Source organism: Marinobacter sp. C2H3 (assembly GCF_037080155.1).
In the GTDB taxonomy this organism is placed as follows: Bacteria; Pseudomonadota; Gammaproteobacteria; order Pseudomonadales; family Oleiphilaceae; genus Marinobacter.
This window is the reverse complement of record NZ_JBBBNZ010000004.1, coordinates 32,880-51,680: the sequence shown is the minus strand read 5'-3', so window position 1 is coordinate 51,680 and position 18,801 is coordinate 32,880. Positions and strand designations below refer to the sequence as shown.

The following is an 18,801-nucleotide window of genomic DNA, read 5'->3' as shown; positions in this document are numbered from 1 at the left end:
CGTTTCATCCCTGCGGTTATTTTCTTACAATTCCCGCCTCACTCCAATGCAACACCAATCGGGCCCGTCCATGTCAGCAGCGCAAACCGACCAGTCCCCCAACGCTCTCTCCAGCCACACGCCCATGATGCAACAGTATCTCAAGATCAAGGGACAGCATCCGAACGAGCTGGTGTTCTACCGCATGGGGGACTTCTACGAGCTGTTTTTCGACGACGCCAAAAAGGCCGCGGAGCTGCTGGACATTACGTTGACCGCCCGGGGCCAGTCCGCCGGCAATCCGATTCCGATGGCGGGGGTGCCATACCATTCCGCCGAGGGCTATATTGCGCGCCTGGTCCGCGGGGGCCAATCCATCGCCATCTGCGAGCAGATCGGCGACCCGGCCACCAGCAAGGGGCCGGTGGAACGCAAGGTGATCCGCATTGTCACCCCCGGCACCCTCAGTGATGAAGCGTTCCTGGAGGAACGCCGGGACAACCTGCTGGTGGCACTTTACAACCGCAAGGAACGCTTTGGTCTGGCCTCCCTGGACATTTCCAGCGGCCGTTTTGCGGTCTCTGAGCTGGACAACCCGGAGGCGCTTCAGGGTGAATTGCAACGCCTGCGGCCGGCGGAAATTCTGGTCAGCGAAGAGTTCCCCTTCGGCGAGCTGCTGGAGGGCTACACCGGCGTACGCCGCCAGGGCCCCTGGCTGTTCGAAGCGGACAGCGCCCGGCGCACCCTCACGCAACAGCTGCAGGTGAAAGACCTCACCGGCTTCGGCTGCGAGGACCTGCACCTGGCGATATGCGCCGCCGGCTGCCTGCTCCAGTACGCCCGGGAAACCCAGCGCACCGCCCTGCCCCACATTCGCAAGCTGACCCGGGAGCGCCGGGACGACGCGGTGATCCTCGATGCCACCAGCCGCCGCAACCTGGAGATCGACACCAACCTGATGGGCGGCACCCAGTACACCCTGGCCTGGGTGATGGACCGCACCGCCACCGCCATGGGCGCCCGGGAACTGCGCCGCTGGCTGAACCGCCCGCTGCGGGACATCCATGTGGTGCAGCAGCGCCAGCAGGCGGTTGCCGCTCTGCTGGACGGCTTCCATTACGAGCCGGTGCACGAGCTGCTGCGGCAGGTGGGTGATATCGAGCGCATTCTGGCCCGCGTGGCCCTGCGCTCTGCCCGCCCCCGGGACCTGGCCCGCCTGCGGGACGCCTTTCAGACCCTGCCTGACCTGCAGGCGGCACTGGCGCCGGTGCAGTCCGGCCACATCGGCGAGCTGGCCGCCACCGTGGGCGAATACCCAGATCTCGCGGACCTGCTCAGCCGGGCCATCCTCGACAACCCGCCGGTGGTGATTCGCGACGGCGGCGTGATTCGCGAAGGCTTCGACGACGAACTCGATGAGCTCCGCAACATCAGTGAAAACGCCGGCCAGTACCTGCTGGATGTGGAGACCCGTGAGCGGGAGCGCACCGGTATCAGCACCCTGAAAGTCGGCTATAACCGGGTACACGGTTACTACATCGAGATCAGCCGCGCCCAATCGGACCAGGCGCCGGTGGACTACATTCGCCGGCAGACCCTCAAGAACGCCGAGCGTTTTATCACCCCGGAGCTGAAAACCTTCGAGGACAAGGCCCTGAGCGCCAAGAGCCGGGCCCTTGCCCGGGAAAAGGCGCTGTATGACGAGGTGTTGGAGACGGTTGCCGAGCAATTGCCGGCCCTGCAGGATGCCGCCCAGGCGCTGTCCGAGCTGGACGTGTTGAGCAACTTTGCCGAGCGGGCCACCAGCCTCCGCCTGGCACCGCCGACGTTCACCGACCGGCCCGGATTCGACATCGAGGAAGGGCGGCACCCGGTGGTGGAACAACTGCTGGAAGAGCCGTTCGTGCCCAACGACCTGCTGATGGACGAGCAGCGCCGCATGCTGGTGATCACCGGCCCGAACATGGGCGGCAAGTCCACCTACATGCGCCAGGTGGCGCTGATTGCCCTGCTCGCCTACACCGGCAGCTTTGTGCCTGCGAACCGGGCGACGCTCGGGCCGGTGGATCGCATCTTCACCCGCATGGGCTCCTCCGACGACATCGCCGGCGGCCGCTCCACCTTCATGGTGGAAATGACCGAAACCGCCAACATCCTGCACAACGCCACCGAGCACAGCCTGGTGCTGATGGACGAGGTCGGCCGGGGCACCAGTACCTTCGACGGCCTGTCCCTGGCCTGGGCCACCGCCGAACACCTGGCCCGGAACATCCGCTGCCACACGTTGTTTGCCACCCACTACTTCGAACTGACCCAGTTGGCGGACGATCTGGATCATGCGGTGAACGTGCACCTGACCGCCACCGAACACGACGACAGCATCGTGTTCCTGCACAACGTCCACGATGGCCCCGCCAGCCAGAGCTATGGCCTGCAAGTGGCCAAACTTGCCGGCGTTCCCCAGGACGTGATCCGCAACGCCCGCGCCCAGCTGGCGCATCTGGAGGGCAGCGCCAGCCCGGCGGCCGGCAAACCCGCGGCCACTGCCCCGGCCGCGCCGACGGTGCGGGAAACCCCGGCGGCAGGCGCGTTTCAGGGCGACATGTTCGCCAGCCTGGAACCGGGCCCGGTGGAAAAGGCCCTCGCGGACATGGACCCGGACGACCTCTCGCCACGGCAGGCCCTCGACGCGCTCTACCAGCTCAGAAAACTGCTTGAAGGGCGGGGCTGAGGATTCGGGGCGGAACGCTGTCAGGGACGCGGCAAAGGCGCCGCTGACACCGCACGGAAGCACCCTGTGACGGGCATATGGTTATAGCCGGCGCACGCTTGCTCACCCGCAGGCCGCTCCCTACAATATGCGCCTTACTGATGAGACTGACCACTGACACACCAGGGATCTGACTATGGCTTTTGTCGTTACCGATAACTGCATCAAGTGCAAATACACGGACTGCGTGGAAGTGTGCCCCGTGGACTGCTTCTACGAAGGCCCGAACTTCCTGGTCATTGACCCGGACGAGTGCATTGACTGCGCCCTGTGCGAGCCCGAGTGCCCGGCGGAAGCCATCTTCTCCGAGGACGAGCTGCCGGCCGAGCAGGTGCAGTTTGTCGAGCTGAACGCCGAGCTGGCGGGCAAGTGGCCGAACATCACCGAGAAGAAAGATCCCCTGCCGGACGCCGCCGAGTGGGACGGCAAAACCGACAAACTCAAGTATCTGGAGCGCTGAGCCCCGCCTCAGCCCCGGTTAACTGCTGGCGAGGCGGGCGCCGATCGCCACGAAGAACCCGCCCGTCAGCAGGTGCAGCGCACGCTTCAGCCGTGCGCTCGCCCCCAGCCCCCGGAACCGCACCACCACCCACGCCAGTCCGCACTGCCAGACCATCGCCAGTCCGAAATGTATTGCCGCCAGGAACAGGGACTGGGCAAGCGCGCTGCCGGCCGGATCAATGAACTGGGGCAACAGCGCCATATAAAACAGCGCGGTTTTCGGATTGAATACGTTGGAGAACAACCCTTCCCGGAACGCCTGATGCCAGACGACAGGCCGGCGATCGTCGGCACGGGCGCTGACCTGCGGCGCTGGCGCCGATGACGGATTAAACGCCTGTCGCAGCGAGCCAATGCCCAGCCAGATAAGGTACAGAGCGCCGAGCCACTTCAGCCCGGTGAAGGCCCAGGCGGTCTGCACCAGCAGGACGGAAATGCCCAGCGCCGAGAGCGACGCGTGAATGAACAGCCCGGAGCAGATGCCCAGGCTGGTCAGGCAGCCATCCCCCAGGCCGCCGCGACCGGCGTTGCGCATGACCAGCAGGGTATCCACACCGGGGGTGATGGTCAGCAGGGTAATGGCCAGAACGTAGGCCCAGAACAGGTCCATCGGCACTCCTGAACGCGGAAAAGACGGTACGGCCGACTGGCACGGCCGTGAAACGCGGTTCAGGCGGTGTCGGACGATAGCAGACGGCGCGCGGCCGCAGACCGGTAGAACGGTTCCAGACGGCGCCGGATCAGGGCTTCAACATACCCCTCTTCCCGGAGCACGTCCATGATCGGAAGGACGTAGGCCTCCACCTCCGCCAGGATCACCTCGCGGGTGACGCCCACATCGCCCAGCAACGTCGCCAGCGGCTGGTCGCCGTATTTCGCGAACAGATGATTCACCACCGCCTCGGCGCAGCCTTCAAAGTATTCCGTCTTGCGGAAGCTCAGCCAGAACTCGAAGCCCAGCACCACGAATTCCTGCAGTTGCAGGTCGCCCAGGCCCTCCCGCAGATCGCCAATGGTCTGGTCTTCCACCGCCACCCAGGCGGCGGTCACGCTGTCCCGGAGTTCCTCGTCGCTGAGCGCCCGGTTCAGGAACTGTTCGCTGCGGGCGATCAGCCCCGGCAGGCTGTCGGACAGCCAGCTCTTGATGCGCCGCTCGAAGGTTTCATCCAGCCCGGGTACGGCCTTGTTGGCCATCTTCTTGCCAAACTTCATCACCGAGCCCACGCCGGGCACGGATCGGGTGAGCAGGTTGTCCTCGTACAGGTAGTTCACCAGCCCGTGGTAAACCACGTTCGACACCAGTTCCTGGTACACGGGGTGCGCCATGATCTCCCGGATCACCCGTTCGCGCTGCTGGCGCAGTTCCAGGGCTTGCTCCAGAAACGCCGTGGCCTGTTCCCGGGAGAGAATCTGGCCAAGTTCGGTGCGAGCCTGCACTGGTGCATTGAGCACCTCCGTGGCCATTTCCGCCGCCAGCTCCGGGATGCCCGGGTCCAGCTCCATCTCCACCACGATGCGTCGAATCACCCCCATCACCCGCTCCGGGCTGCTGAGCCGGTTCAGCGTCACCCGATCCGTCAGGGCAAGCAATTCGTCCACCTCACCCTCAACAAATCGCTTCAGCTTGGCGCCCTTCAGCGCGGACAGCTCGTGCTTCACGTGGGCGTCAAGCAGTTGATCGGTCAGGTCGGTGTCGGATCGGGTCATAGGGTCTCGTTACTGGTAGTCGGAAAACGCATGGGGGTCGGCGGCCAGCGCCAGGCACAGGCTGCCGGGGCCAACGTAAATGCTGCTGGTGATGCCCATCTGAGACAGCAACAGCTCCACGCCGTTGCGCTCACAGGCGTCCCGCAGGCGGTTGAGGCCCGGCAGATCCTCAATTTCTGTCCAGCTCAGGCCGCAGGACAGGCTGACGTAGGGCGTGAGCAGCCCCGCGTCGACGCGGGCGGCGGCGTAATTCATCACTTTCTCGACGGCCGCGTCGAAGCTGCGGGTTTTCACGGTCGGCTGGCCCTCGGCGCCGCGGCCAAAAATCACCGGCGTGATGTTCAGGGCCTTGCCGAGGAACGCCACCATGGCCGACACGCTCTTGTCGCCCCGGCGCCGGGCCCGTTCGCGAATGTAGTGCAGGTCCCTGGGGATCACACAGGTATAAATCTGGTCGGTGAAGGTTTCCACCTCATGACGCAGGGCGTTCTTGCTCAGCCTCTGCTCGATCAGCCTCAGCGTGTGGGCGGCCAGCAGGCCCTGCCCGGCAAAAATCTGCTTGCTGTCAATCACCCGCATCGAAAACTTGCCTTCCCGCCCCGCGGCGGCCCGGGCCTTCTCGTAGTTGGCCATGACGCTGTTCATGGCCTCGGTTGCGTTCTGGTAGATCAGGCTGCGGCTGCGGGTCACGGTTTCGCAGAAGGCTACGTCAAACTGGGTGACGATCTTCTCCATGAACAGATCGTGGATCTGGCGCACGGAAAACGCCTCGGTTTCGGCCTGATGGCCTTTCTGCAACAGCCCGCTCTGGTAGAACTCCTGGGTGCGCACGGGATCGTGCTCGTCGATCACCATCTGTCCGTCAATACGGGCGGTCACCGGCAGGATGAACAGGTCGTGCTTGCGGCTGAACTCATAAGGAAGGTCACAGGCGGAATCGACGATCAAACCTACTCGCATGATGGGTGCCTCCGGCGGCGGGCGTCACCTCGGTCGGGTGCGCCCTTTCTTGTCATTGTTCTGGGGAGGCTCAGTGTTGCACATGCCCGGCGTAATTTCAGTATCTGTATCACCCGGCGGCGGTCTCCGCCTCCAATTGGCGCAGGTTCTCCTGAAGCAGGGTCCGGTTATCCTGCTGCCAGGGGTGAAAATCCTTTCGGAAATACGCCAGGAACTCCGGCAGGCAGCGCCGCAGCACACCCGGCCGGCCCCACAGGAAGTTCACGCCCCCCAGCCAGGTCCGTAGGCTCCAGAGTTTGCCCTCGGCTTTCAGCAGGCTGCAGGTGTTCAGGAAGGTGTACTTGAAAAAGTTGTAGGTCACGAACAGGAACACAACCCGGCGCAGGCGTTCGTCGCCGATGCAGGCCCGGTAGACGTCGAAGGCCACAGACTTGTGCTCGGTTTCCTCGATGGCGTGCCAACGCCAGAGCCGCTGCATGGTGGGCGTGGCGCCCTCCATCCACTCCGGATGGGAGAGAATCGCGTTGGCCAGCACCGCGGTGTAGTGCTCGGCGCCGCAGGTGCCCGCCAGCTGACGGCTTGGCGGCAGGCGGTGCACCCACTCCATGTGCTTGTGGAACCGGCGGTCGATGGCGTCCACGTCGTAGCCCCGTGCCTTGAGGGCCTCGTTGTAATCCTTGTGCTCCCGGCTGTGCAGGGCCTCCTGGCCGATAAAGCCCCGGATCTCCTGGGCCAGCTTTGGATCGGTAATGCGATCCCGGTAATGGCGCACGGCGTTGATGAATTGCTGCTCCCCCTCGGGAAACTGCAGCGACAGCGCGTTGAAGAAGGCGGTTCGGAACACATCGTTGCCGTGCCACAGGGTTTTCAGCTCTTCACGCACATCAAAACGGATGTGGCGCGGCGCCACCGAGACGTCAACGGGCGTGGAACTGGCGGGCAGTGAATGGGCAGACATGGCAACCTCCGGCCGGCGGGCGTGGAACGGGCACGGTTCAGCGACCTCGTAAGGCCGCGAACCCTGGTTAAAACGCACACAGTGGAGTCAGTCTACTCGGCGGATGCTCGCCGGGGAAAGCGGCCAGGCCACCGGTGTTGACACTTTGTCACGAAATGACAACACCGGGGCCTACCGCGCATGACGGGCAGCGCGCCGAATCAGCTCAGCGCCTTGGCCTGGTCCCGCAGGACAAACTTCTGGATCTTGCCCGTGGACGTCTTCGGCAGCTCCGTGAACACCACCGTCTTGGGCACCTTGAAGCGGGCCAGGTGCTCCCGGCAGAAGGCGATGATGTCCTCTTCGGTGACCGTGCCCGCATCTGGCTTGAGGGTCACGAAGGCGCAGGGCGTTTCGCCCCACTTCTCATCCGGGCGGGCCACCACCGCCGCTTCCAGCACCGCCGGGTGCCGGTACAGGGCATCTTCCACCTCGATGGTGGAGATGTTCTCGCCGCCGGAAATGATGATGTCCTTCAGGCGGTCCTTGATTTCCAGATAGCCGTCTTCGTGCCACACCGCCAGGTCGCCGGTGTGGAACCAGCCGCCCCGGAAGGCTTCGGCGGTGGCTTTCGGGTTCTTCAGGTAACCCTTCATCACCGTGTTGCCCCGCAGGAAGATCTCGCCGATGGTCTTGCCGTCTTTGGGCACCGGCTCCATGGTATTCGGGTCCGCCACCAGGGTGCCGGCCAGGGTGTGATAGCGCACGCCCTGCCGGGCCTTGATACGCGCCCGGTCTTCCAGCGGGAGTTCGTCCCACTCCGCCTTCCAGGCACACACGGTCACCGGGCCATAGACCTCGGTGAGGCCGTACACGTGGGTCACCCGGATGCCCATGGCTTCCACGCCGCCAATCACCTGGGCGGGGGGCGCCGCGCCGGCGGTCATGGCCCGCACCTCGTGCTCAATACCCGCTTTCATGTCCGCCGGCGCGTTCAGCAGGGCATTCAGCACAATCGGCGCGCCGCACAGGTGCGTGACCTTGTGCTTTCGAATCAGGTTGAGGATGGCCTGCGGGTCCACCTTGCGCAGGCACACGTGGGTGCCGGCCATGGCGGTCACGGTCCAGGGGAAACACCAGCCGTTGCAGTGGAACATCGGCAGGGTCCACAGGTAGACCGGGTGCATACCCATGGACCAGACCGTCTGGTTGCCCAGGGCGTTCAGGTAGGCGCCCCGGTGGTGATACACCACGCCCTTGGGGTTGCCCGTGGTGCCGGAGGTGTAGTTCAGGGAAATGGCGTCCCACTCGTTGCCCGGGAACTGCCAGGCAAAACCCGGATCGCCGGACTGCAGGAAGGCCTCGTAGTCCAGGTCGCTCACCCGGGTACCCTCACCGTATTCCGGGTCGTCCACGTCGATCACCAGCGGCGGGGTGTCCAGCTGTGCCACGGCCTGGTTGATCACCTCGCCGAATTCCCGGTCGGCGATCACCACTTTGGCCTCGCCGTGGCGCAGCATGTAGGCGATGGCGTCGGCGTCGAGGCGCACGTTCAGGGTGTTGAGCACGGCGCCGATCATGGGCACGCCGAAGTGGCATTCCACCATGGCCGGAATGTTAGGCAGCATGGCCGCCACCGTATCCCCCTTGCCGATGCCCCGGGCGCTCAGGGCCGAGGCCAGGCGGCGGCTGCGGGCGTAGGTGTCCGCCCAGGTGTAGCGCTGTTCACCGTGAATCACCGAAGTGAAATCCGGATACACGCTGGCGGTGCGTTCAATGAAATCGATCGGGGACTGCACCGCGTAGTTGGCGTCAACCGGGGCAAGATCCTGGTCATAAATGGACGTCATGATGGGCTCCTTTTGAAGGGCGATTCTTGTAATTCGTGAGCCATCATACCAAGGCGCTGTACCGCTGACTCTACGACCGGCGTCCAAGGGTTGCCGCCGTTCAGCCGCAGGCAGTTCTCGAACTTGTTGGTGGTGGAGAACATCCGCCCCGGCGCTACATTGATGTTTTCCGCCCGGGCCCGCTGGTACAGCTCGGTGCCGGAGACGCCGTCCGGCAGCTGCACCCAGAGCACAAAGCCACCCTGGGGCCGGCTCACCGCCGTTCCCTCCGGGAAGGCCCGGGCGACGGCGGAGCGCAGCCGCTCGGTGGACTCCCGATAATGTTGGCGGGCGGCACGCAGGTAGCGGTCGTATCCGCCCTGCTCCAGGAAATGCGCCACGGCCAGTTGCGGAATCGACGACGTCGCCAGGTTCACGAAGTACTTGTGCTGGCGGGCGCTGGCCATGTGGCGGCCGGGGATCATCCAGCCCAGGCGCAGGCCCGGTGACAGGGTCTTCGAGAAGGAACTGCAGTAGATCACGTTGTCCGTGCGATCGAAGGCCTTGGCGGGCCGGGGCCGCTCGCCGGTGTGGTTCAGGTCGCCGTAGATATCGTCCTCGATCAGCGGCACGTTGGCGGCGGCGAGCATGGACACCAGCTCCCGTTTGCGGGCATCCGGCATACGGGCGCCCATGGGATTGCTGTGGTTGCAGACCACCACACAGGCCTTCAGGGGCCACTGTTCCAGCGCCAGCGCCAGGCCCTCTAGGCTGAGCCCCTCAGAGGGATGGGTGGGAATTTCGATGACCCGCAGGCCAACCACCTCGAGGGCCTGCAGAATACCGGGAAAGGACGGCGTCTCCACCGCCACAATGTCTCCGGGCTCGGTGACGGCTCGCAGCGCGATGATGATTGCTTCCTGGGCGCCGTTGGTGGCCAGCACGTCGTCCGGGGTGATCACCACGCCCAGTGTGGCCATGCGCTGGGCAATCTGGCGCCGGAACGAGGCCTTGCCCGGGAAGGCGTAATCCAGGGTTTCGAGGCCCCGACGGGCCGCCCAGAGCGTGCTCTGCTGGATCTGCCGGACCGGCAGGTAATCCGGGTGCGGCACCGCCGTCGCCAGAGGTACCATGCGCCGCTCCTCGTCCGCGCACAGTTCCAGCGTCATGTCCCGGGCGGTCACCGGCAGCGGCCGGCTGCGGTGGCTCGGCATCGCCGGTTCCGGCACGTCCCGGGCCGGGCGCCGCACAAAATAGCCGCTGCGCTCCCGGGCCTGAAGATAGCCTCGCGCCTCGAGGGTCTGGTGGGCCTGCAACACCGTCGACACAGACACGCCAAGCTGCCGGCTTAACACCCGCACTCCGGGCAGTCGTTCCCCCTCCCGGTAAACGCCCTCCACGATCAATCCCTGCAGTTGGTCCGCCACCTGGTTATACAGCACGCCCATGTTTGCCTCCTGAAACCACACCGCTACCCGGCCAGTCCATTGCACCAGACCCGCACCGAAACTGGGCAGTACAGATCGCCGACATTCTGACCAGTACAGCGCACAAAAATCAGCTTCTGTACCGGTTCAAAATCACTTTAGCTGATTCTGTTATGGCCGTCGCCGCTGCCGGAGAATGAAACGGTGATCAGACATGGGCCCGCCACAATACCGGCGCCCGCGCCTGCCAACCCGATACCGGAAAAGGAGCTTCACCATGACCGTTGCCTGCCGCCCCTGCCCTGACCTGGCTGCTGAGCCCCTGGATCTCAGCGCGCCCCGCCACAGCACACGCAAGGATCTTCTGAGCCTGTCGTCCGATCACCCTGGCCTGATGGCAACGGGGCTCCCGGACCTTTCCGTACAGCGCGACCAGCACTGCCTGGCTCGCCTGGGCTTCCGGGTGGATCAACCGGAACCCGACCACTGGGTGTTGCGCCCCGGCGGTCGGCCGCTGCCGGAACTGCACCTGTACGGCGCGGGGGAACTCGCCCGGTTTACCCGGCACCACGCCAACCGCTACGCTGACCGTCCACAAGAGGACACGCTGACATGACCACCACAACCCCGATCTACCAGGTGGATGCCTTCACCGACCGGCTGTTTGGCGGCAACCCAGCCGCCGTGATGCCGCTGACAGAGTGGCTGCCGGACCCGCTCCTGCAGCAGCTTGCCCTGGAGAACAACCTCTCCGAGACCGCCTTCATCGTGCCCCTGGCGGACGACCCGGCGGCGGACTACCACATCCGCTGGTTCACTCCCGCCACGGAGGTGCCCCTGTGCGGCCACGCGACCCTGGCCAGCGCCTGGGTGGTGTTTCATAAACTGGGCCGGGCCGGCGACACCGTCCGTTTTCAGTCCAAAAGCGGTGTACTCGGCGTGTCCCGGAACGGCGACTGGCTCACTCTGGATTTCCCGCGATTGAGCACCGAGTCCCGGCCAACGCCGCCGGACATTCTGGCTGCCCTGCCCGGCGCACCCGCCGAATCGCTGTATGTGCCCAACGACACCAACTACCTGGTGATCCTGGAGAACGAAGCAGCGGTGCGGCAGGCAACGCCGGACCTGCGACGCCTGAAAGCCCTGGGCAACCAGGGACTGATCGTGACCGCGCCGGGCGACGACGGCGACTTTGTCAGCCGTTACTTCGCCCCGGGCGCCGGCATTGATGAGGACCCGGTGACCGGCTCCATCCACAGCGTGCTCACCCCGCTCTGGGCCGAACGCCTGGGCCGGGAGACGCTCAACGCTCGCCAGCTGTCGGCCCGGGGCGGCGAACTGCGCTGCCAGTTGAAGGGCGATCGCGTGGCCATTGCCGGTCAGGCGGCGTTCTACATGGAGGGGGCGGTCCGGCTGCCGGAGGCCTGATATACTGCCTGCCGTTTTCGCCTCGGCAGGCAGGTTCTTCCCTCAGGTAACGCCCGTATGACCCGACCCTCTGGCCCTCAAACCGGCCCCACAGACAGCGCCTCCGTAAAGGCGCCCGGCAAGCGCTATGACGTCGTGGTGATCGGCGCCGGCGCCGCCGGGCTGATGTGCGCCGCCACCGCCGGCTACCGGGGCCGGCGGGTGCTGGTGGTGGACCACGCCAACAAGGCCGGCAAGAAAATCCTCATGTCCGGCGGTGGCCGCTGCAACTTCACCAACCTGAACAGCACGCCGGCCAACTTCCTCTCGGACAACCCGGCGTTCTGCATCTCCGCGCTCAAGCGCTACACCCCACAGGACTTCCTGGACCTGGTGGACCGACACGGTGTTGAGTATGAGGAGAAGGCCCCAGGACAACTGTTCTGCCGGGACAGCGCCAAGGATCTGCTGGACGTGCTGCTGACGGAATGCGACTGGGCGGGGGCGGACATCCGCCTGAATACGTCGGTGCAGTCGGTGGAGAAAGGAAAAGACGGCGGCTACCGGCTCGCCACCAGCGCCGGCGCCCTCACCTGCGAGTCCCTGGTGGTCGCCACCGGAGGCCTGTCGATTCCCACCATGGGCGCCACCGGCTTTGGCTACGAGCTGGCCCGGCAGTTTGGGCTGGACGTGCTGCCCACCCGCGCCGGGCTGGTGCCCTTCACCCTGCCGCCGGAGCTGAAAACCCACCTTGCCCCGTTGTCAGGGGTGAGCTGCGAAGTGGCGGCGAGCTGCCGCGGGCAGCGCTTCCGCGAGCCCATGCTGGTGACCCACCGGGGCCTGAGCGGCCCGGCCATGCTACAAATCTCCAGCTTCTGGCAGCCCGGGGACGCCCTGAAGATCAACCTGCTGCCCACCGAAACCCTGCCGGACGCCCTGCACACCCTAAAACGGGAGCGGCCCCAGGCGACGCTGGCCAGCTACCTGAACCAGCGCCTGCCAAAGCGCTTTGCCCAGGCCTTCAACGAGCTCCAGGGCTGGCACGGCCCCATGCAGGCCTACCGCAACCCGGAGCTGGATGAGATCGCCTACACCCTCGCCGAATGGACCCTCAAACCCGCCGGCACCGAAGGCTATCGCACCGCCGAAGTCACCCTCGGCGGCGTCGACACCCGCCAGCTCTCGTCCAAAACCATGGCCGCCCTGGACCATCCCGGCCTGTACTTCATCGGCGAGGTGGTGGACGTCACCGGCCACCTGGGCGGCCACAATTTCCAGTGGGCCTGGGCATCCGGTGTGGCGGCCGGGCAGGTGGCGTGACCGCCCTCACGCCCCCGCGTACGTATCCTTGTACTCATCCCGCAGCTGCTTCTTCTGCACCTTGCCCATGGTGTTTCGGGGCAGCGCGCTGACAAAGAACACCCGCTTGGGCTGTTTGAACTTGGCCAGGTGGTCCGCCAGGTTGTCGATAATCTCCGCCTCGGTGAGGGGGGCGCCGGGCTCCTTGACCACCACGGCCGTGACGCCTTCGCCGAAGTCCGGGTGCGGCAGGCCGATCACGGCGGATTCCACCACCCCGTCCATGGCGTCGATGACCTGCTCCACTTCCTTCGGGTAGACGTTGAAGCCGCCGGAGATCACCAGGTCCTTGTCCCGGCCGACGATCTGCACGTAGCCGCGCTCGTCGATCACGGCCAGGTCGCCGGTGATGAAGAAACCATCGTCCAGCAGTTCGGCCTTGGTCTTTTCGGGCATCCGCCAGTAACCCTTGAACACGTTGGGGCCGCGCACTTCCAGCATGCCGATTTCGCCGTTGGGCAGCGGTTCATGGTTACTGGATTCCGGGTCGGTGATACGGATTTCCACGCCTGGAAGGGGCAGCCCCACGGTGCCGGCGATGCGGTCGCCGTCGTAGGGGTTGGAGGTGTTCATGTTGGTTTCGGTCATGCCGTACCGCTCGAGAATGGCGTGGCCGGTGCGCTCCTGGAACTTCTGGTGGGTCTCGGCGGTGAGCGGCGCGGAGCCGGAGGTGAACAGGCGCATGTTGCGAGTCAGCTCGGCGGTCAGGCGTTCGTCCTGCAGCAGGCGGGTGTAGAAGGTCGGCACGCCCATCAGCGAGGTACCGTCCGGCATGGCACCGATGATCTGGTCCAGATCAAACTTGGCCATGAAGTACAGGCTGGCGCCGGCCATCAGGATCACGTTGCAGGCCACGAACAGGCCGTGGGTGTGGAAAATCGGCAGCGCGTGGATCAGCCGGTCCGCCTCGGTGAAGCGCCAGGCTTCCTGAAGGGAAGCGCTATTGGAGGCCAGGTTGTTGTGGGTGAGCATGGCGCCCTTGGAGCGGCCGGTGGTGCCCGAGGTGTACAGGATGGCCGCCAGGTCATCCTTGTCCCGTTGCTCGATGCCCGTGAACGGTTCGGCACCGGCCACGGCGTCCATCAGGGTGCCGTCTTTATGGGTGCCGAGGGTGACCACTTTCGGGCACCCGGTTTCTTTGGCAATGGCCTCGGCGGCGTCTTTGGCTTCGGGCCGGCAAACGAACAACGCCGGCTCCGCATCCCCCAGGAAATAACCCACTTCCTCGGCGGTGTAGCCGGTGTTCAGGGGCAGGTACACGCCGCCCACCCGCAGGCACGCTAGGTACAGCAGGATCACTTCCGGGCTCTTGTCCACCTGCACCGCCACCCGGTCGCCGGGCTGGACGCCGAGGGCTTTCAGGGCGCCGGCCAGGCGCTCGGTGGCGGTGATGGCGTCAGCGTAGGAGTAGGTGTCCCCCTCGGGCGTGGTGATGAAGTTGGCCGTGCCCCGGGCCTGCATCCGGGCGTTGAATGTGGCAAACAGGTTGTGGTTCATTTTTCCGGTTCCCCCTGAAACAGTTTCCGGCCCAGTCTGCTCAGCTCACGCACACTCTGTGAGCAGACAATCTCGCCATCGGTGGTGTATTTCTCGTTGTTTCGCTCGATGTTTTCGAGCACATACAGGTAGTTGACCATTAGCCCCGCGGACTGCTTCATACCCTGGGCGGACACGTCCCCCAGGCCGTTGATGCGGTGCAACTCCGCGCCGTTGCCCAGGTGAAAACGGGCTACCGGGTTCAGCGGCAGGCCGTCCCGGTTCTTGGCCTTGAGCAGGTAGCGGGCCGCCAGCGGCCGGATCACTTCATTGACCCGCGCCGCCTGTTCTTCGTCCTCCGCCCAGTCCGGCTTATCCAGCAGCGCCAGGGCCTCCTGTGCGTCCGGCGTCAGCAACTCGGGCTCGTCCCGCTGGGTGGTCGCGAGCCAGTCCCGGAACATCGGCAGCGGCGACAGGGTCACGAAGTTGCGCAGGTTCGGCAGTTCCTGCTTCAACTCCTGCACCACCTGCTTGATCAGGAAGTTGCCGAAGGAGATGCCCCGCAGCCCCACCTGGCAGTTGCTGATGCCGAAAAACGCGGCGGAGTCCGCCAGGCTCGGGTCGGCAATATCGTAGTGATCGTTGGACAGGATCGGCTGGATGCGGTCCGGCAGCCCCTTGGTCAGCGCCACTTCCACAAAGATCAGCGGTTCGTCGCCGATGGCCGGGTGAAAGAACCCGAAGCAGCGGCGGTCCCGGGCGTCCAGGCGCCGGCGCAGATCGTCCCAGCCCTGGATCTTGTGCACCGCCTCGTAGCGGATGATCTTCTCCAGGATGGCCGCCGGCGTGTTCCAGTCAATGCGCTTGAGCACCAGAAAACCCCGGTTGAACCAGGAGCCGAACAGGTGCACAAAATCGGCGTTGATGGGCTCGAAATCCTTGTGGTCCTTCATCAGGGCCAGGAAATCCTGGCGCATCAGCACCAGCTCGTAGGTGGCGCCGTGGGCCAGGTTGAGCCGGCGGAGCAGTTCCTGGCGCTGGGGCTCCGAGGCTTCAAACAGCAGAGCCAGGCTCTGGTTCGAGCGATCGTGCCGGTAGGTCCGGTAGGCCCGGTCGATGGCGTCCGGATCGGCCGCGAACCGGGTGGCCAGGGTTTCAAAGAAGCGGCGTTTCTCGGGCTTGTCCAGGCTCTTGTAGATGTCCAGGGCACGGCCGGCAAGCACGATGCCGGTGGCCTCGCCGTCGCTCTCAAGCAGCTCCTCGCAGGCCGCCACCATGCCCTCGGCGTCATGAGGGTGCTTTCGGTTGCCCAGCCGGCGCTGTAGGGCATCCCGCTGGGTAATGCTGCTGAACAGCTCCTGCAGAAAACTCATGTTCATGTTCATGATCCATCCCTCGTTGAAGCCTTCACGACGACACCGCTCACGACGCCGGCCCCATGATCAGGTTGGGCAGCCACAGGGCGATTTGCGGGAACAGGCACAGCAGTACGATGCCCAGCACCATGCAAAGGGCATACGGCAGGCTGCCCATCAGGATGTCCCGCAGGGCGATGTCCGGTGCGATGCCCTTGATGATGAACAGATTCAGGCCCACCGGCGGGGTAATCAGTCCGATTTCCAGGTTGATGGTGAGGATGACGGCGAACCAGTAGGGATCGAAGTTGGCGGCAAGGATGATCGGCAGCAGGATCGGCGCCGCCATCACGATGACCGCCACCGGCGGCAGGAAGAAGCCCGCCACCAGCAGGAACAGGTTGATGATGCCCATCAGCACCCAGCGGTTCACTTCCATATCGGCAATGGCCTGGGCCACCGTCTGGGTGATGAACAGGGACGACAGGGTGAAGGCAAAAATCTCCGCCGCGACGATGATCAGCATGATCATCACGCTCTCCCGCAGGGCGTCGCGCATGATGTCGCCGATGGGCTTGGCCCGCCACATGCGGTACACAATGATCGCCAGCACCAGGCACAGGAACGCGCCCACGCCGGCCGCTTCCGAGGGCGTGGCAGCACCGCCGTAGAGGGCGAACAGGATGCTCAGCACCACGGCGAGGAACGGCAGCACGCGTATCAGCGCGCGCATATTGCCCTTCACATTCTCCGTGACCTGGGCGGCCATCTCGGCCACCGGATTGGGGGTGTCGTAGCCGCCTGCCAGACGGCAGGCAATCAGCGTCCACACCATGAACAGGCCCGCCAGCATCAGGCCCGGCAGGGCACCGGCGATGAACAGCCGGCCGATGGAGGTCTCGGTGGAAATGCCGTAGACGATCATGGTCACGGAAGGCGGAATCAGGATGCCCAGGGTGCCGCCCGCGGCGATGCAGCCGGCGGCGACGCCGTCCGGATAGCCCCGCTTGCGCATCTCGGGAATGCCCAGCTTGCCAATGGCGGCGCTGGTGGCCGGCGAGGAGCCGGACAGAGCCGCGAAGATGGAACAGGCGGCGATGTTGGAAATCGCCAGCCCCCCGGGCAGCTTGCCCATCCACAGGTCCAGGGCCTTATACAGGTCCCGGCCGGTGGGCGAGGACGCCACCGCGGCGCCCATCAGGATAAACATGGGAATGGCGCCGAACTCAAAGGTCGACATGTTGCCGAAGAAGGTCTCCCCGAAATAGACCAGCTCGGTAAAGCCCCGGTCCAGCACCAGGGCGCCCAGGGAAACGGCGCCCAGGGCAAACGCAATCGGCGTCCCTATCGCCATCAGCAACAGCAGGGCGCCAACCACCAGAAAACCACTTGTTACCGGATCCATGCTCAGGCTCCTCCCCGCAGCATTTCCGCCACGTACTGCAGCGACAACAGACTGGCGCCCACCGCGAACGGCAGAATGGCCGGCCACAGCGGCGGGTTCCACACGGTGCCGGTTTCCCAGCCGCCGTTCCACGCCTCAAAGAAGTAGTGCCAGGCGCCGTAGGCCAGTGCCAGGCAGAACGCCAGCCCGACCAGGGACGCCACCAGCTGCATCAGCTTCTGAGGCAAGCCGCGCAGGTGGTCCGGCAGAACGGTTACGGCCACATGGCCGCCGGTTTTCAGCACGTAGGGCGCGCCCAGCAGCATGGCCGCGGTAATGGAAAAGGTCGTCAGCTCGGTCTGCCAGGTGGTGCTCTGCCCGAGCACGTAGCGCACGACCACCATCTCGACGACAACGATCACCCCCAGTGCCAGCAGCGCACCGGCGACCATGGCCGCCGCCAGGGACAGCGCATCCATGCAGCGGATATAGCCACCAATAGGTCCGCTGAGCGGCCGTGACGGTGCCTTCGGGTGCGAATCGCCGGACAGCGTGTCGCCCACATTGGAAGATCGGGACATAGTTCAACCCCAGAAACGTTCAGAACCAGAAAGGGTGTGGACTGCCGGGCCGCCCTGGGCGGCCCGGCGAGTCAGACAGGAAAGACCTCCGGAAGGGCTTACTCCACGGCCAGCGCCGCGTCGATCAGCGCCTGGCCATTGGGCACCTTCTCCGCGAAGGTCTTGTAGGAGCTCTTCTTGGCGATATCCAGCCAGGCGTTGTAGTCTTCCGGGCTCATCTTGACCACCTTGACGCCGTTCTTGGCGAACACGTCCACCATCTTCTGGTCCAGGCCAGCGGCTTCCTTGGAGAAGTATTCCTCGGCTTTCTTGCCGGCGGCGACGAGGGCATCCTGCTGCGCCTTGTTCAGGCGATCCCAGCTGCGCTCGGAGATCAGCACGGGCTCGTACATGAACCACAGGGCGTTCTCGCCCGGCGCAGTCAGGCACTTGACCTGCTCGTAGATGCGATAGGACACAAACGAACCGGACGAGGTGTTGGCACCGTCCAGAACGCCGGTCTGAAGGCCAGTGTAGATTTCAGACGACGGCATGGACGCGATGGACGCGCCGGCGGCCGCCAGCATTTCGTCAAAGGCCGGGCCGGCAGCACGCAGGGTCTGGCCCTTGGCGGTATCCGGTGACGTGATGCATTCCTTGCTGGACGCAAAACCACCTGCCAGCCAGGCGTCCGCCAGCACGCGGGCGCCGGCATCGTTGATCACCTTCTTGATCATGTCCATGAACTTGGAATGGTTCAGGCGCTCGGCACGCTCGTGGTTACGGACCAGGCCCGGCATCAGCGTGGCGGAAAACTCGGGGTGGCGGCCACTGGCGTAATCCAGGGGCAGGGAAATCATGTCCACGCGGCCCTGCACCAGGGCACCCCACTGCTCTTTGGCCTTGAACAGGGACTGGCCGGGGTAGATTTGAAGCTCAAGACCCACGTTGGCGTCTTTCACTTCCCGGGCCATCAGCTGGACCATTTCGTCGCGAACGTCCCCTTTACCGCCGGGAAACTGGTGGGAAACGCGCAGGGTGGTGTCGGCAAGGGCGGCACCGGTGAAGAAAACGGAAAAGGAGGCAGCTATCGCCAGTTTTGCGAAACGCTTGTTCATCATCGTTCTCCAAAAAATTGTTTTTGTAATAT

At 64.9% G+C, this 18,801-nt stretch carries 16 protein-coding genes; 5 read left to right on the top strand and 11 right to left on the bottom strand.

Annotation, left to right across the window (positions count from 1 at the left end):
* The first annotated feature begins 70 nt into the window (after positions 1 to 70).
* Positions 71 to 2,710, top strand: coding sequence for a DNA mismatch repair protein MutS (mutS, locus tag V3388_RS12890; protein WP_336367984.1), 2,640 nt, complete (start codon positions 71 to 73; stop codon positions 2,708 to 2,710).
* A 175-nt stretch (positions 2,711 to 2,885) separates the two neighbouring features.
* Complete coding sequence (gene fdxA / locus V3388_RS12885) at positions 2,886 to 3,209, top strand: ferredoxin FdxA (RefSeq protein ID WP_336367983.1); 324 nt, start codon at positions 2,886 to 2,888, stop codon at positions 3,207 to 3,209.
* 18 nt (positions 3,210 to 3,227) lie between these two features.
* Here fdxA and V3388_RS12880 read toward each other — a convergent pair whose 3' ends face one another.
* The 6 genes from V3388_RS12880 to V3388_RS12855 form a co-directional block, all read right to left on the bottom strand.
* On the bottom strand, positions 3,228 to 3,860 hold the full coding sequence (locus tag V3388_RS12880; protein WP_336367982.1) for a LysE family translocator: 633 nt from the start codon (positions 3,858 to 3,860) through the stop codon (positions 3,228 to 3,230).
* A 59-nt stretch (positions 3,861 to 3,919) separates the two neighbouring features.
* Positions 3,920 to 4,957, bottom strand: a complete 1,038-nt coding sequence (locus tag V3388_RS12875) for a hypothetical protein (RefSeq protein ID WP_336367981.1) — start codon at positions 4,955 to 4,957, stop codon at positions 3,920 to 3,922.
* 9 nt (positions 4,958 to 4,966) lie between these two features.
* On the bottom strand, positions 4,967 to 5,917 hold the full coding sequence (locus tag V3388_RS12870; protein ID WP_336367980.1) for a DegV family protein: 951 nt from the start codon (positions 5,915 to 5,917) through the stop codon (positions 4,967 to 4,969).
* 109 nt (positions 5,918 to 6,026) lie between these two features.
* The gene (locus V3388_RS12865; RefSeq protein ID WP_336368134.1) at positions 6,027 to 6,860 is read right to left on the bottom strand and encodes a metal-dependent hydrolase; all 834 of its coding nucleotides are present in this window, start codon (positions 6,858 to 6,860) and stop codon (positions 6,027 to 6,029) included.
* 215 nt (positions 6,861 to 7,075) lie between these two features.
* Complete coding sequence (locus V3388_RS12860; protein ID WP_336367979.1) at positions 7,076 to 8,704, bottom strand: acyl-CoA synthetase; 1,629 nt, start codon at positions 8,702 to 8,704, stop codon at positions 7,076 to 7,078.
* Positions 8,701 to 10,131 (bottom strand): aminotransferase-like domain-containing protein, encoded by a 1,431-nt coding sequence (locus tag V3388_RS12855; protein ID WP_336367978.1) that lies wholly within the window; start codon positions 10,129 to 10,131, stop codon positions 8,701 to 8,703. Before V3388_RS12855 ends, V3388_RS12860 begins: the two co-directional genes overlap by 4 nt.
* A gap of 256 nt (positions 10,132 to 10,387) precedes the next feature.
* Here V3388_RS12855 and V3388_RS12850 point away from each other — a divergent pair, with 256 nt between their 5' ends.
* Genes V3388_RS12850 through V3388_RS12840 form a run of 3 tightly spaced genes read left to right on the top strand, consistent with a single transcriptional unit; the run spans position 10,388 to position 12,837 of the window.
* Positions 10,388 to 10,726: a hypothetical protein gene (locus tag V3388_RS12850; protein WP_336367977.1), complete on the top strand. Its 339-nt coding sequence runs from the start codon at positions 10,388 to 10,390 to the stop codon at positions 10,724 to 10,726.
* Complete coding sequence (locus tag V3388_RS12845; RefSeq protein WP_336367976.1) at positions 10,723 to 11,538, top strand: PhzF family phenazine biosynthesis protein; 816 nt, start codon at positions 10,723 to 10,725, stop codon at positions 11,536 to 11,538. Before V3388_RS12850 ends, V3388_RS12845 begins: the two co-directional genes overlap by 4 nt.
* A 57-nt stretch (positions 11,539 to 11,595) precedes the next feature.
* Positions 11,596 to 12,837, top strand: a complete 1,242-nt coding sequence (locus V3388_RS12840; RefSeq protein ID WP_336367975.1) for an NAD(P)/FAD-dependent oxidoreductase — start codon at positions 11,596 to 11,598, stop codon at positions 12,835 to 12,837.
* Positions 12,838 to 12,843: 6 nt separating this feature from the next.
* On the opposite strand, the gene V3388_RS12835 is transcribed toward V3388_RS12840, so the two are convergent.
* The 5 genes from V3388_RS12835 to V3388_RS12815 form a co-directional block, all read right to left on the bottom strand.
* A complete protein-coding gene (locus V3388_RS12835; RefSeq protein ID WP_336367974.1) occupies positions 12,844 to 14,373 on the bottom strand; it encodes a malonate--CoA ligase in 1,530 nt (509 codons plus the stop codon).
* Positions 14,370 to 15,731, bottom strand: a complete 1,362-nt coding sequence (locus V3388_RS12830) for a malonyl-CoA decarboxylase (protein ID WP_336367973.1) — start codon at positions 15,729 to 15,731, stop codon at positions 14,370 to 14,372. The genes V3388_RS12835 and V3388_RS12830 overlap by 4 nt, the downstream gene beginning before the upstream one ends.
* 43 nt (positions 15,732 to 15,774) lie before the next feature.
* Complete coding sequence (locus tag V3388_RS12825; RefSeq protein ID WP_336367972.1) at positions 15,775 to 17,112, bottom strand: TRAP transporter large permease; 1,338 nt, start codon at positions 17,110 to 17,112, stop codon at positions 15,775 to 15,777.
* A 2-nt stretch (positions 17,113 to 17,114) separates the two neighbouring features.
* Positions 17,115 to 17,672 carry a TRAP transporter small permease gene (locus V3388_RS12820; RefSeq protein WP_336367971.1) on the bottom strand — a complete coding sequence of 186 codons (558 nt, stop codon included), beginning with the start codon at positions 17,670 to 17,672 and terminating at the stop codon, positions 17,115 to 17,117.
* A gap of 98 nt (positions 17,673 to 17,770) precedes the next feature.
* Positions 17,771 to 18,769, bottom strand: a complete 999-nt coding sequence (locus V3388_RS12815) for a TRAP transporter substrate-binding protein (protein ID WP_336367970.1) — start codon at positions 18,767 to 18,769, stop codon at positions 17,771 to 17,773.
* Positions 18,770 to 18,801: the final 32 nt, after the last annotated feature.